We start from the raw sequence: 12,943 nt of genomic DNA on the forward strand, positions 1-12,943 counted from the left end.
TCGAATAGAAGCTATTCTATATTTTCAATAATAGTAGCAACTCCTTGGCCTCCACCTATACACAATGTTGCTAATCCATAGCGATCACCGCGACGCTTCAATTCATGGATAAGCGTAACCAATATCCGTGCTCCACTAGCACCAACAGGATGTCCTAAAGCAATTGCTCCACCATTTACATTTAATATTTCCTTATTAAAATGCAATTCGCGATCAACAGCAATTGATTGCGCCGCAAACGCCTCATTTGCTTCAATTAAGTTCATATCCTGTAAGCGTAGACCTGTTTTTGTGAGTGCTTTTTTTACGGCTTGAACAGGCCCTATTCCCATAATACTTGGATCTACACCAGCGCTAGCATTTCCACGAACGATAACAAGCGGCTTTATCCCTAAGCTTTCCGCTTTCTCGCGACTCATCATGACAAATGCCGCGGCACCATCGTTAATTCCAGATGCGTTCCCAGCCGTTACTGATCCATCCTTTTTAAAAGCTGGACGTAATGCTGCTAATTTCTCCAGCGTCGTACTAGCCTTTACATATTCATCAGTATCAAAAATTATCGGTTCTCCTTTTCGTTGGGGAATTTGTACAGCTACAATTTCTTCTTTGAATTTCCCAGTCGCTATTGCTTTTGTTGCTCTTTCTTGGCTTGTTAATGCAAATTGATCCTGCTCATCCCTTGTAATTTCATATTTATCACAAAGATTTTCTGCTGTCATTCCCATATGGTAGTCATTGAAGGCGCACCATAAGCCATCCTTAATCATACTATCAATAACATTATGGTCTCCCATTCGATAGCCATCTCGAGCACCCTGCAATAAATATGGGGCTTGACTCATATTCTCCATACCGCCTGCGACTACTATGTCTGCATCACCGACCATTATCGCTTGTGTGGCTAAATGAACGGCCTTTAAACCCGAGCCACATACTTTGTTTATTGTCATCGCTGACGTTTCCTGTGGTAAATTTGCATTAATCATTGCTTGTCTTGCTGGATTTTGACCTAATCCTGCTTGGAGAACGTTCCCCATAATAACCTCATCTACTTGATCAGCTTTTACACCTGCACGTTTTAAAGCTTCTTCGATTACAACTGCACCAAGCTTCGGTGCTGAAATATTTTTCAAGCTACCGCCAAAGCTACCAATCGCTGTTCTTACTGCACTTACAATTACGACATCTTTTAATGTCAAAATAATCTCCCCCTATCCCTTTATCGATACTTTACTATATATTTTCGGAACTGCTTACATATAATCCTTTTTACTAAAAAAATTAACTATTTTGACTCTCAAAAACTAACTTTAACCCCAAACCAATGTAAATTGATCCGACAATTTTGTTTTGCCAGCGTGAAATCAGGCCATTCTTCGGTAGCCAATTGCCGATTGAACTTGTTAGTAATGCTAATAAAGTTGTATACATAATACTCATGAACACAAAAACAAATCCTAGCATTAATAGCTGTAATACGACTGAAGACCCATCATTTCGTACAAATTGTGGTAAAAATGCAAGAAAGAAAAGCGCTGTTTTCGGGTTTAATAATTCGATTAATACAGCTTGGCGAAATGATACTGCAGGATTGGTTCTTTGTATTTCTACTGGCTGGTCCGCTTGTTTTTTAGATTTTTCAATAAATGCATGAATACCTAAATAAAGTAAATAGGCTGCCCCTAAGTATTTAATGATCTCAAAAGCAAATGCTGATGTCATCAAAATTGCCGAAAGTCCGAGAACTGCAGCAATTGTATGAATTAAATCTCCAACTGCTATCCCTACACCTGTTACTATTCCTGCTTTTTTCCCTCCTTTTACCGTTTGCGATATTGTTAACAATACCGCAGGCCCTGGAATAAGAAATAAGACTAGTACAACTAATATAAATGCTAGCATTTTTTGCCCCCCCATTTGATGCCTCTATCTTCATCTATTAAAATTCCTGAATTTTACAAAAATGTTAACACAATTCTAAATTAACATAACTTCGGTCATTCCGTAAGGTGTATGTTAAAAAACAATATTTTTCAAGCCTTGTGCCCACCGACTAGCTTGCTGCGGTGCAGAGTTGTACCCGCTTTTGTATACGACACTGCACGTAAAATTGCATTGGAACCATGCTTCTTACGAATTGCATCCATGACATAGCCTAATTCACGCTCTTTTATTTTGTTTTCTTGAAATAGGCTAAGCTGAACCATTTCATCGTCACATACATTAGATAATGTAATCGAAATTTGTCGAACGGTTCGATTCGTATAGTTTTCTTCAAACAGTTCCAAACAGGTACGATAAATTTCCATCGTTACGTTTGTTGGCTCCGCTATCGTTCGTGAGCGATGAAAGCCCCCACCGCCTTCATCCTTACTATAGCCGATCCCTAGACTGACCGTTCGACCACATTTTTTTTCAGTTCGAGCTCGTCTTGCCACCTCTTCACACATTTCCAAAATGACTTGCTTTATCTCCTTCGGATCGTCATAATCACGAAGTAAAATTTGTCCCTTTGCATAGCTAATTTGGCCTTGAATGATCGGTGCACCTAGCTTTGAGTAATCAATCCCATGGGCATGATAATAGAGCTGATTGCCGATAACACCAAACTTTTTTTCAAGCTGTGCTAACGGATAGTTTGCAAGCTGCCCAACTGTCATAATCCCCATTCGATTTAATGCTCGTTCAATTCTCGAGCCGATTCCCCACATTTCGCGAAGAGGGGTCACATTCCAAAGCTTTGCTCGCACATCCTCATATGTCCACTCGGCAATTCCTGAACCTTTCGCTTCAAGATCTAAACAAAGCTTTGCAAGAAGCATATTAGGACCAATTCCGATGGCACAAGGTAACCGAAATTTACTAGCAATGGCATCTCGAATTTTTTCAGCGGTTTCCCAAGCAGTTCCCCATAATCGCTCAGTCCCATCTATCTGCAAGAAGCTTTCATCTATGCTATACGTATGAATACATTCCTTTGGAACAAATTGATAAAAAAGCTTTGATATTTCCGTTGAAGTTTTCAAATAGGTTGCCATCGTCGCATTCACAATTTTAATTCTAGGATCATTTGGGATTTCAAATAGGCGATTTCCTGTTTTAATTCCAAATTCAGACTTCATTTTTGGAGACGAAGCCAATACAATACTTCCTTCCCGCTCTTTATCGCCAACTACTGCTAAATAGCAAGTAAGCGGGTCTAAACCAAGCTTAACTGCGGCACAGCTCGCAAAGAAGCTTTTCATATCAACACATAAAATTTTTTGATTCGGAACAGTTGAATAAGAAATCATTTGTGCACCCTCCATAACAACAGGAACTAATGTTCCTATATAATTATAGGGAATGCCTGTTCGTTTTTCAAGGGTATTACATCATAATTCCACCATCGACATGGAGCACCGTGCCATTTACATAATTTGCTTCATCAGAGGCTAAGAATAAGTATGCATTGGCAATATCCTCTGGTTTTCCTAGACGTCTTAACGGAATTTGCTCCACTAATTTTTGAAGTACTTTTTCAGGGACTTGTGCTGTCATATTTGTTTCAATAAATCCTGGTGCAACTGCATTCACGTTTATTCCTTTATAGCCCAGCTCCTTTGCCCATGATTTCGTCATTCCAACTACCCCGGCCTTTGTTGCAGCATAATTCGTTTGGCCAACATTGCCATACACGCCAGAAACTGAAGATGTATTAATAATTTTCCCTTTCCCTGCCTCAAGCATATGTGGTATGACAGCTTGAGTACAATAAAACACACCTGTTAAATTGACATCGATCACCTTTTGCCATGCATCCGCTGAAAGTTTAGCAAGCAAACCGTCACTCGTAATTCCAGCATTATTTATTAAAATATCAATTTTACCAAATTTCTCTATAGTCGTTTCTACCATCCTTATTACACTTTGCTGGTCAGCGACATTGACCTTAACAAATATTGCTGAACCACCTTGTTCATTGACCGCCATTAACACATGCTGACCATTTTCTTCATTAAAATCAGCAATAACAACCTTTGCTCCTTCTTTTGCAAAGCGGAGAACTGTCTGCTTGCCAAGTCCATTCGCACCACCGGTCACAATGGCCACTTTTCCTTGTAGTCTCATTAATATTTCTCCCCCCAGATGTTTAATGACAAAATTTTCAAACACATTACGTAACTTTATATTAACATAGGACAAAAAAAGTTATCGATTCTTTTCCGTGTTAAGTTTTGATTTTTGTAAAAACACCATTCTACTAAAAATGGTAAAATATAAAATATAGGCCCATAGCAACAATAAAAAAATATAGCAGTGACAAATAAAAAAGGGAGAGATTTAACAATGATGTTCTCAAAAATACTAGTAGCCTATGACGGCTCAGAACTATCAAAAAAAGCACTAAAAATGGCAATAGCTTTTGCCAAGGAGGATCCGAATTTATTTATTGAAGTCGTGCATGTTTATCAATTCCCAACAGTAGCAGTTGGTGAAGGAATGTTTACCCCACCTCCATCAGTAGCAATGGAATACTATAATCACGCTGAAGAAATCGTCGCCGAGGCGAAACAAGAACTAGAGAAAACAACAACAAACTGTAATGTTGTGTTAAAAGAAGGCAGTTTTGCTAAAAACATATTAGACCATGCTAAGGAAACAGGCTGTGAATTAATTTTAATCGGCAGCCGTGGATTAGGTGGTATAAAAGAATATTTCTTAGGTAGCGTTAGCCATCAAGTTGTGCAGCATTCTAAAATCCCTGTACTAATCGTAAAATAACGAAAAGACCCCTTTCGGGGGTCTTTCGTTTCGCTAGAAAAAAATCACCACGCACATTTAATTGGCTTAGTTTAATAGTGATCTATCTTAATTTAATTAATTGTTTCTGTTAATACACTCATATCCTCATATTTAAAGAAATAATCGAACGCTTCCTTTTCATCTTTCAAAAATGTAACAATTGTTTGGAAACGTAGTATATCAAATAATTTTTGCATCGTTTTTTCAACTCTAATAATCACTATCTCTCTATCCTTCTTTTTTGCCTCTACAATCGCATAAGCAATAATTCCAAATGCTCGACTGTTAGCGTATTTCGTTCCTTTCAAATCTAATATTAATTGTCTGGAGGGGCTTGCAAGTAACTCATTGATTTTGTCTTTAAATTCATTAAGATTATTTAATGAAACATCTTGACTCCATTGAATCTTTCGCATACCTAAACTACCTCCCTATTTGATTTAGATTTTGAATAGATAGAGAAATTGTTAAATGTTAAACTTTGCTGCTAGTTGACTTAAATTTTCAGCCATTTTTGCTAAATCCTGTGCAGTAGCTGCTGTTTCCTGTACGCCTGCAGCTGTTTGCTCTGACACAGCTGCAATGCTTTCAACAGATTGTAGTACTTCCTGTGATTGAGCATTTTGCTGTTCACTTGCAGCTGCAATTTCAGCTACTTTATTAGCAGAGATTTTCACCAGGCTAATAATCTCTTCAAATGCTTTTCCAGCATTATTTGCTTTTTCATTTCCTATATTTACAGCTTCTACGGAAGCATCTGTATTCGCTTGAATTGATTGAATTAATTCCGAAATTTCCTTTGTTGCTTTGCTGCTTCGTTCCGCTAATTTTCTAACTTCATCAGCAACAACAGCAAAGCCTTTACCAGCCTCACCGGCCCGAGCTGCCTCAATCGCTGCATTTAATGCCAATAGATTTGTTTGCTCCGCAATATCATCGATTACCTCAACGATTTCACCAATTTGCACCGATTTACTAGACAGTTCTAATATTTTTTCGCTAATTTGTTGCATTCCTTGTAATGTATCTTGAATAACTTCATTCCCTTTTCCTGCTGCTTCGACCATATTTTCAGATGCATTTGATGTATCATCAGCGTTTTTCGAAACAGCATGAATAGCTTGAGCCATTTCCTTTACCATTTCAGAAGCGAGTCCAGCATTGTTCGCTTGTAATTGGCTGCCCGATGCAATTTGCTCCGTACTTGCAGAAATTTCTTCTGAGCTTGCTGCTAAATTATTCGCATTTTCAAGCACATCGCCGATTAGTGCCCGCAATGAAGAAATCATATCGTTAATCGCACCTGCTAATTGGCCAACCTCATCCTTTGATTTAACACTAACCTTTTCCCCTGTTAAATCTCCGGCTGCAACCTTTTTCAACCGACGAACAATTTCAAGAATTGGAGCGGTAATCCGGTGTGCTAAAACAAAGGCAACAACTATTCCTAATGCAACTGCAATTACACTAATGATGATTGTCATATAGATAATTTGATTCCCAGTTTCGACAATTTCTTGCTTTAGTTGTCCCATTGTCGCTACATTCTCAGCGACAGCATTTTCAAAATCAGCAGTTAATTCATTCGATAGCTCTCGAACTCGGTCCGCTTCTTCTATAGCTGCTTCTGGATCTAGCCGATATAGTTCAATTAACCCATAAATATCTAGATCCCACTGCGCACTTTTTTCAAGGATTTCTGTTACTTCAGCTGATGAATTTAATTTTTGTAAGCTTTCCTGCGTACTTAAATTTTCATTTGTTAAGTTTTCAAATTCAGATGCATGCGTCTCATTACCGGTTAATAAAAAAGCACGTAAAATTGCTGTACGATTCGCTAAACTATAATTTAAATCTCGCCAATAAGTGAGCTCCTGTAGTTCATTCCCAAGAACGTGTTCAACCTCAGCTTTAAACTTATTAATTTGCAAATAACTATAGATCGATAAAATTAATAATAATGATAGAATAATAGCAAAACTGCCTAATATTTTACTACGTAAGCTTTTCATAGAAACACTTCTCCTTTGGAATCGGATAATATCAACTAATAACTTTTACATTATTATTGATAAAATGTACTTTCTTTACACTACTGTGTAGGTTAATTTGAATTGGAACAATTTTTTCCGTACTGTTACAAATAGGACAACATCCATGCTCTTTCATAATAGTCAAACAGTCTTTACACGTATATTTCATACCTTCTCATCCTTTCACTTTTTTAAGGTATTTCAATATGGGCTTTTCCCCTAGAATCCTTATCGAAGCTATCTACGATTAATCCTCCTCGTTATCGCCGTCACAGCGGAAGATTTTAAGAAGTTCTTGACACATCGTCACACGTCCAAACCAATATAGACTGTTATTGCTTTCATGCAAACCTTTAAGAGCTTCCGTTTGTTTTTCCTTTATTTTTTCACTCAAATGTTCTAAAGAAATCCTGTTCAAAACACCACCTCATTAAAATTTTTTAGAGAAGTGTCCGTGATTACCTAGGTAATTATTTGCAATTCTTCCTCTATTTCCAATTATGGAACTATTTAACATAATTAGTTATCGGGGTATTCCCTTAATATTCTTGATAAATTCCCCTAATTCGAGGTTTTTTTACAAAATAAGCCTACAATTCTTTTTTAAAATACGATTCCATTTTCGGTATTTGAACTTGAATGATCGTCCCTTTTCCCTTTTCAGTTGAAATTGAAAATGAACCATTAACAGAATAAGCACGTTCTCTCATCCCGATTAAACCAAGATTTTTCTCCTCATAGTATTCTGGCCTATATAAAAACCCTCGCCCATTATCTTTGATCATTACTGTAAGAGATGTTTCAGATTCTATTAAACTCACGTTGATTTGATCAGCGTGAGCATATTTCATCGCATTCGTTATCGATTCCTGACAAATTCGAAAAATAACATTTTCAACTTTTGGGTTAACCAAATGGTCAGAAAAACCTTCGTAAGTAATTGTAATCTTTTTGTTATAAAGTCTATTAATCCGCTCTATAAGAGATTTTAGTGCTGATATTAAACCAACCTCTTCTACTAAAGAAGGTCTAAGTTTAAACGCTAATTCTTTCACTTCAATCTTTAAATTTCCTAACATTAATTCTAAATTTTCAATTTGCTCATTTATTGTTGTATCCGAACCATTTTTTTTCAAAAGCTTTAGTTCTAGCGCCATCGCGAATACAGTTTGGCCAATGCTATCATGTAAATCTTGAGATACTCGTTTTCTTTCATTTTCTTTAATTTTGTTAATTTTTCTTTTGATCGAGCTTTTCGTTTGCACTAATTTTTTTTTCACTAATTCCAATTCTTGTTTTACTAACTCACATTCAAGATAAATCCGGCTAAATTTAGAGTAAAAAATCCCTTTCAATAAAAAGAAATAACCTAGCATATCAAAGAAATGAGCTGCTAGCAATTGCATTTCAAAGTTATTATTAGCTTTGAATAATACTGTTTCTCCTAAAAGCAACAATAATAGGCCAATAATAATAAATATATAATCAAGGTTTTTAGTTAGATAATAACAGTTTGATAGGATAAGAATACTTAAGAAAAGAAAGATGACTATAATAGAGACAAGTTTAATCCCAAAACTTGTTAATCCATTTTTAGAAATCAATAAAGGTAGGAATTCTGAAAAAGAAAAAAGTAACGCCACTGAGGTAAACGTAAAAGTTATGAATGAGAGTAGAATGTTATTTTTATTCATTGATAATTGATTTAAAAAGTTTTTAAATAAGAAAGCGAAACATATCCCTATGCTTTCGTATAATCTTGATAATGTTAAAAACCACTGATTAGAACGTACATAATTTTGATTTACTCCAGAAAACAAGTTGTTATAAGTAACCATATGGAAAAATTCATACGTTCCTACAGTAAAGAAAACTAAGCCAATAATAAATTCGAATCCACCATTATCATATTTATACGAAAAAGTTCCTTGCATAAAAATAAGGGAAGCTACAATAATTGTAAAAATTCCAAATAACGGGTGTAATAATACATAATAATCTGGATTATAAGGTTGATTAAATGTTTTATAGAAAATGTGAATGACTCCAATTACAACAATAAGTTTAATACCATGTTTAGCATATTTATTATTGAAGCGGTAAAAATACATATCTCCTCACCACCAATATAAATTTGCTTTAATAATTCAACAATCCTTTCTTAAGAGCATATTTGACCAATTCAGGCCTACTTTTTACACCTATTTTCCCTTTGATTCTCGCCTGGTAGGTTTCTAATGTTTTAACAGATAAAAACAGCATATTAGCTAATTCTTTATTTGTGTAGCCTTTTGCTATGTATCCTAGTATTTCTTGTTCCCGAGCTGATAATGGTTGTTGTTTGCTATTTACTTCTTGTTCATAATTCTTGTAAAAATCACTTAACTGTCTATTTCCTTTATGAAAAATATAATACTCACCGCTATTGACAACTTCTATTGCTTTTATTAAGTCAAAATTATCTGCGCTTTTTAATATGTAACCATCAGCGCCATTCTCTAATGCACTTAATACCATTTCCGGTTCGTCATGCATCGTTAAAATAAGCACTTTCACATTTGGTAGATGTTCCTTTATACGTTTTAGAGTCACCAATCCAGACTCACCAGGCATGCACAAATCCATAATGACTACATCAGGCAAGAGTTGCATAGTTTTCTCGAATGTTTCAATCCCATCCTTTGATTCACCTACAATGTTCACATTCTTCTCGCAACTTAGAAGTCTTACTATCCCTGTACGGACGATCGTATGGTCATCTGCAATTAATATGCTAATCTTCATTTACTCACCTCACAAATTTTCAAAATGATAAAGTAGTAACAACTAATTTCAAATATTTACCACCTCCTACTTTTATGTTAACTGACAAAAACTTCAAAAACAATTTAAATTCCGTTTAATTTTTCCAATAAAACTAACAAAAACCGACATATCGATGTCGGTTTATAGCGAAAAATGTATATTATTTTTTGTTAAGGAATTTTACAGCAAGCTTCTCAAAAAGACCAGGAAATAAGGTCTGCACAACACTTCCAGCATTCATCCAAACAGGTAAATTTAATTCCCGCCTCGGCAAAATCATCAGCTGAATAATTTGGTCTGCTACATAATCTGATTTAAGCATAAACCGTTTTACATTTTTCACATAATTCCCCGATTTATCTGCAATGGTAAAAAAGTTTGTTTCAATCGGGCCGGGGTTTACAGCAGATACAATAATATTTGTATTAATAAGTTCCATTCGGAGGCTGTTTGTAAAACCAAGAACCGCATGCTTTGTAGCTGAATACCCGCTTGATTTTGCCGTTGCAAATTTCCCTGCTTGCGAGGCAATGTTAATAATATGACCTTTATTATGGCCGATCATCGAGGGGAGGACTTCTTTCGTACAGGCAATTAACCCAAGAACATTTACCGCAAACATTCGTTCAATATCCTCAAATTTTGATTCATAGAACGAATCAAAAATGCCAAAACCAGCGTTGTTAATTAAAATATCAATATGACCAATATCATTTATAATGCCTTTAAAAACGACCTTCACTTGTTCAAAATCACTTACGTCAAGTTGATAATACAAACAATTTACTGCCGTCTTTTCATTAATAGATTCGCTAATTGCTCTTATTTTATCGATTGAACGGGCAAGTAATATTGGTCTCGCTCCCAATTCAGCTACCTTCATCGCAACTTTTTCCCCAATTCCAGATGAGGCTCCTGTAATTACTATGTTTTTACGATGTAGCTTTTGCAATCATCTCACCTCGACAGTTGTGAATATTAACAGGCGAAAAATTTCCAAACATCATTTGCTTTATCTATTGCAATTAAGTTTCTTTCTTCAAGTAAATCTAATTGACCTACAGCTACTGAAAGCGTTAAGCCTAGTTCTTTTTTATATAGTGTAGGATATAGTAGCTCGCTAATTTCAAATGCAGTTAATGGCTTTTCTTTTAACCATTCATATACACGACTCATTCGTTCCTCTTGTTTCTGCATCCGCATATCGATCAATGCATGACAATTTTCCACGTTTCTTCCATGTCCAGCTAACACCAGATTTATATCTAATTGCAAGCATTTTCGCAAAGATTCATGATATTGAAGTAATGCTTTCGCTCTTTCCGATTCACCAGGATATGGCGGCTCCACAAGAGGATTCGAGGAAACATGTTCGATAATTAAATCTCCAGCCATCATTAACCCGTCCTTTTCTCGATAAAGAGCGATATGACTACCCGCATGACCTGGAGTTTCAAGTATTTTCCAATCTTCTAACCCTCGGAGTAGATCACCATCATGTACTTCATGGGAAATCACACGATTATCACAAGCATAGGAAAGAGTTGCTTTCATACTTTCAATCACCGGCAAATGCATCCAGTCTTCAACGCCTAGGCGCTTAAAATATGTCATAAAAAAATCATCATGCAGCTTGATAAAATCCTCACTTTTGTTTAACCAAGGATTATTTTTCGGGTGACCTACTACAGTTAAATTCTCTGGCATAAATTGTAATAATCCAACATGATCAGGATGGTGATGTGTTAACACGACTTGTTCAATATCCTCAGGTTTTAGATTGATTTGTTTAAGTGATTCGCAAAAAACAGCCCAAGCTTCTTTAGTTTTTGGACCCATATCTACTAATGTTACTACATCGCCCTTGATTAAATACACGTTAATTGGTCCAACTGAAAACGGTGTAGGTAATACGATTTGATAAACACCGTTTATTTCATTGATTTGTATATCCACCTATATCTCCCTTTCTATCTACCACTATCCACTCGTTACTATTTTATCATTATAAAGTTATTTTTTACTAAAAAAAAACTATTGACATTATAAACTAAAAGCGCGCATAATATTTTAAATAAACAAAATATTTCATAAATTAATTCGGCGTTGAAAGGGATTAGTAAATATTGTTATTGCAAAAGAGAGTAAAGTCCACTGGCTGAAAGACTTTACTGCACCATGCATATTGAACCTACCCTGGAGCTATTAGGGAAACCTGATCGTATGCTCACGTTACAAGCAGCAAGAGGACATCAATAGTTTGTTTTACGATTGATGTCAATAAAGGTGGTACCGCGGATCAAGACCTTTCCGTCCTTTTTATGGACGGAAAGGTCTTTTTATTTTCATTTGGGGGGATTTAAAGTGTATAAAAATCTAACGTTTACATTTATTGGTGCAGGTTCTATGGCTGAAGCGATGGTATCTGGTATGTTGAATAGCACAATTTTTGTTGCAAAGCAATTAATTGTAACGAATCGTTCTAATACGGCGAAATTACAATTTTTTAAACAAGAATATGGAGTTAATGTTACTCATGATCAAGCAGCTGCCTTGGAAAAAGCGGATGTCGTTATTTTAGCTATGAAACCAAAGGATGTCACAGCTGCCCTTGATGGCTTGAAGCCGTTCATAACTGAAAATCATCTACTCGTATCTGTAATTGCCGGTGTATCTACAACAAGTATTGAGGATTTACTAGGAATTAACATCCCAATTATTCGTGCCATGCCGAATACATCTGCGGCAATCGGAGAATCGGCAACTGCAATATCAAGAGGTCAATACGCTATTGATCTACACCAAAAAATTGCTGAAACATTATTTTTAACAATCGGAACAGTATCATTAGTTGATGAAACAGATCTTCACGCTGTAACAGGCCTATCAGGAAGCGGACCTGCCTATGTCTATTATTTAGTAGAAGCAATGGAAAAAGCTGCGTTGGAGCTAGGATTAAATCAAAAAGTTAGTAAAGAACTAATTTTACAAACAATAAAGGGCGCGGCCGAAATGTTAAAAGCTTCACCAAAGCATCCTTCTACATTACGAAAAGAAGTCATGAGTCCCGGCGGAACAACCGAGGCTGGCTTAAAAGTATTAGAGGAATATCAATACCAGGAAGCGATGATCAATTGTATAAAACGTGCTGCTCATCGTTCTCATGAGATGGGTGCAGAAATCGAAAATATGATGATAAAACTAAGATAATAGTGACATAGCTGGATTCATAGCCCTTCTATATGATATTTTAAAGAAAGGCTTAGTTGCTATATTTTGTTAGCTACTAACTAATCCTAAACTCATTATGTTATGAA

The 12,943-nt window shown here is 35.9% G+C and carries 13 protein-coding genes and 1 other annotated feature; of the genes, 2 read left to right on the forward strand and 11 right to left on the reverse strand.

Going from position 1 to position 12,943, the window contains the following annotated elements:
• Positions 1 to 11: 11 nt before the first annotated feature.
• The 4 genes from D612_RS0111730 to fabG form a co-directional block, all read right to left on the reverse strand.
• Positions 12 to 1,202: an acetyl-CoA C-acetyltransferase gene (locus tag D612_RS0111730; protein ID WP_017755672.1), complete on the reverse strand. Its 1,191-nt coding sequence runs from the start codon at positions 1,200 to 1,202 to the stop codon at positions 12 to 14.
• A gap of 82 nt (positions 1,203 to 1,284) precedes the next feature.
• Positions 1,285 to 1,905 carry a LysE family translocator gene (locus D612_RS0111735; protein WP_017755673.1) on the reverse strand — a complete coding sequence of 207 codons (621 nt, stop codon included), beginning with the start codon at positions 1,903 to 1,905 and terminating at the stop codon, positions 1,285 to 1,287.
• Positions 1,906 to 2,036: 131 nt separating this feature from the next.
• Complete coding sequence (locus D612_RS0111740) at positions 2,037 to 3,296, reverse strand: Y-family DNA polymerase (RefSeq protein WP_017755674.1); 1,260 nt, start codon at positions 3,294 to 3,296, stop codon at positions 2,037 to 2,039.
• Between the two features lie 76 nt (positions 3,297 to 3,372).
• Complete coding sequence (fabG, locus tag D612_RS0111745; RefSeq protein WP_017755675.1) at positions 3,373 to 4,113, reverse strand: 3-oxoacyl-ACP reductase FabG; 741 nt, start codon at positions 4,111 to 4,113, stop codon at positions 3,373 to 3,375.
• Between the two features lie 219 nt (positions 4,114 to 4,332).
• On the opposite strand from fabG, the gene D612_RS0111750 reads away from it, so the two are divergent.
• Positions 4,333 to 4,767, forward strand: a complete 435-nt coding sequence (locus D612_RS0111750; protein WP_017755676.1) for a universal stress protein — start codon at positions 4,333 to 4,335, stop codon at positions 4,765 to 4,767.
• 92 nt (positions 4,768 to 4,859) lie between these two features.
• Here the strand turns inward: D612_RS0111750 and D612_RS0111755 are convergent, their stop codons facing one another.
• The 7 genes from D612_RS0111755 to D612_RS0111785 form a co-directional block, all read right to left on the reverse strand.
• Positions 4,860 to 5,204 carry an STAS domain-containing protein gene (locus D612_RS0111755; RefSeq protein ID WP_017755677.1) on the reverse strand — a complete coding sequence of 115 codons (345 nt, stop codon included), beginning with the start codon at positions 5,202 to 5,204 and terminating at the stop codon, positions 4,860 to 4,862.
• Positions 5,205 to 5,255: 51 nt separating this feature from the next.
• The gene (locus D612_RS0111760) at positions 5,256 to 6,800 is read right to left on the reverse strand and encodes a methyl-accepting chemotaxis protein (protein ID WP_017755678.1); all 1,545 of its coding nucleotides are present in this window, start codon (positions 6,798 to 6,800) and stop codon (positions 5,256 to 5,258) included.
• A gap of 268 nt (positions 6,801 to 7,068) precedes the next feature.
• A complete protein-coding gene (locus tag D612_RS19490) occupies positions 7,069 to 7,239 on the reverse strand; it encodes a hypothetical protein (protein ID WP_017755680.1) in 171 nt (56 codons plus the stop codon).
• Between the two features lie 172 nt (positions 7,240 to 7,411).
• Positions 7,412 to 8,932 carry a sensor histidine kinase gene (locus D612_RS0111770; protein ID WP_017755681.1) on the reverse strand — a complete coding sequence of 507 codons (1,521 nt, stop codon included), beginning with the start codon at positions 8,930 to 8,932 and terminating at the stop codon, positions 7,412 to 7,414.
• A gap of 28 nt (positions 8,933 to 8,960) precedes the next feature.
• Positions 8,961 to 9,605 (reverse strand): response regulator transcription factor, encoded by a 645-nt coding sequence (locus D612_RS0111775; protein ID WP_017755682.1) that lies wholly within the window; start codon positions 9,603 to 9,605, stop codon positions 8,961 to 8,963.
• Between the two features lie 181 nt (positions 9,606 to 9,786).
• Complete coding sequence (locus tag D612_RS0111780) at positions 9,787 to 10,578, reverse strand: SDR family NAD(P)-dependent oxidoreductase (RefSeq protein ID WP_017755683.1); 792 nt, start codon at positions 10,576 to 10,578, stop codon at positions 9,787 to 9,789.
• Positions 10,579 to 10,604: 26 nt separating this feature from the next.
• Positions 10,605 to 11,582 carry an MBL fold metallo-hydrolase gene (locus D612_RS0111785; protein ID WP_017755684.1) on the reverse strand — a complete coding sequence of 326 codons (978 nt, stop codon included), beginning with the start codon at positions 11,580 to 11,582 and terminating at the stop codon, positions 10,605 to 10,607.
• A gap of 141 nt (positions 11,583 to 11,723) precedes the next feature.
• Positions 11,724 to 11,947, forward strand: a binding site (T-box leader).
• Between the two features lie 43 nt (positions 11,948 to 11,990).
• On the opposite strand from D612_RS0111785, the gene proI reads away from it, so the two are divergent.
• Positions 11,991 to 12,836, forward strand: coding sequence for a pyrroline-5-carboxylate reductase ProI (gene proI, locus D612_RS0111790; RefSeq protein WP_017755685.1), 846 nt, complete (start codon positions 11,991 to 11,993; stop codon positions 12,834 to 12,836).
• Positions 12,837 to 12,943: the final 107 nt, after the last annotated feature.

Source organism: Calidifontibacillus oryziterrae (assembly GCF_000331575.1).
Lineage (GTDB): Bacteria > Bacillota > Bacilli > Bacillales > Bacillaceae_J > Calidifontibacillus_A > Calidifontibacillus_A oryziterrae.

What these genes read in the sequence shown, in the direction of transcription:
- fabG (WP_017755675.1), bottom strand. Translation starts at nt 4,113, where the DNA reads ATGAGACTACAAGGAAAAGTGGCCATTGTGACCGGTGGTGCGAATGGA.
- D612_RS0111775 (WP_017755682.1), bottom strand. Translation starts at nt 9,605, where the DNA reads ATGAAGATTAGCATATTAATTGCAGATGACCATACGATCGTCCGTACA.
- D612_RS0111735 (WP_017755673.1), bottom strand. Translation starts at nt 1,905, where the DNA reads ATGCTAGCATTTATATTAGTTGTACTAGTCTTATTTCTTATTCCAGGG.
- D612_RS0111760 (WP_017755678.1), bottom strand. Translation starts at nt 6,800, where the DNA reads ATGAAAAGCTTACGTAGTAAAATATTAGGCAGTTTTGCTATTATTCTA.
- D612_RS0111770 (WP_017755681.1), bottom strand. Translation starts at nt 8,932, where the DNA reads ATGTATTTTTACCGCTTCAATAATAAATATGCTAAACATGGTATTAAA.
- D612_RS0111750 (WP_017755676.1), top strand. Translation starts at nt 4,333, where the DNA reads ATGATGTTCTCAAAAATACTAGTAGCCTATGACGGCTCAGAACTATCA.
- D612_RS0111755 (WP_017755677.1), bottom strand. Translation starts at nt 5,204, where the DNA reads ATGCGAAAGATTCAATGGAGTCAAGATGTTTCATTAAATAATCTTAAT.
- D612_RS0111740 (WP_017755674.1), bottom strand. Translation starts at nt 3,296, where the DNA reads ATGATTTCTTATTCAACTGTTCCGAATCAAAAAATTTTATGTGTTGAT.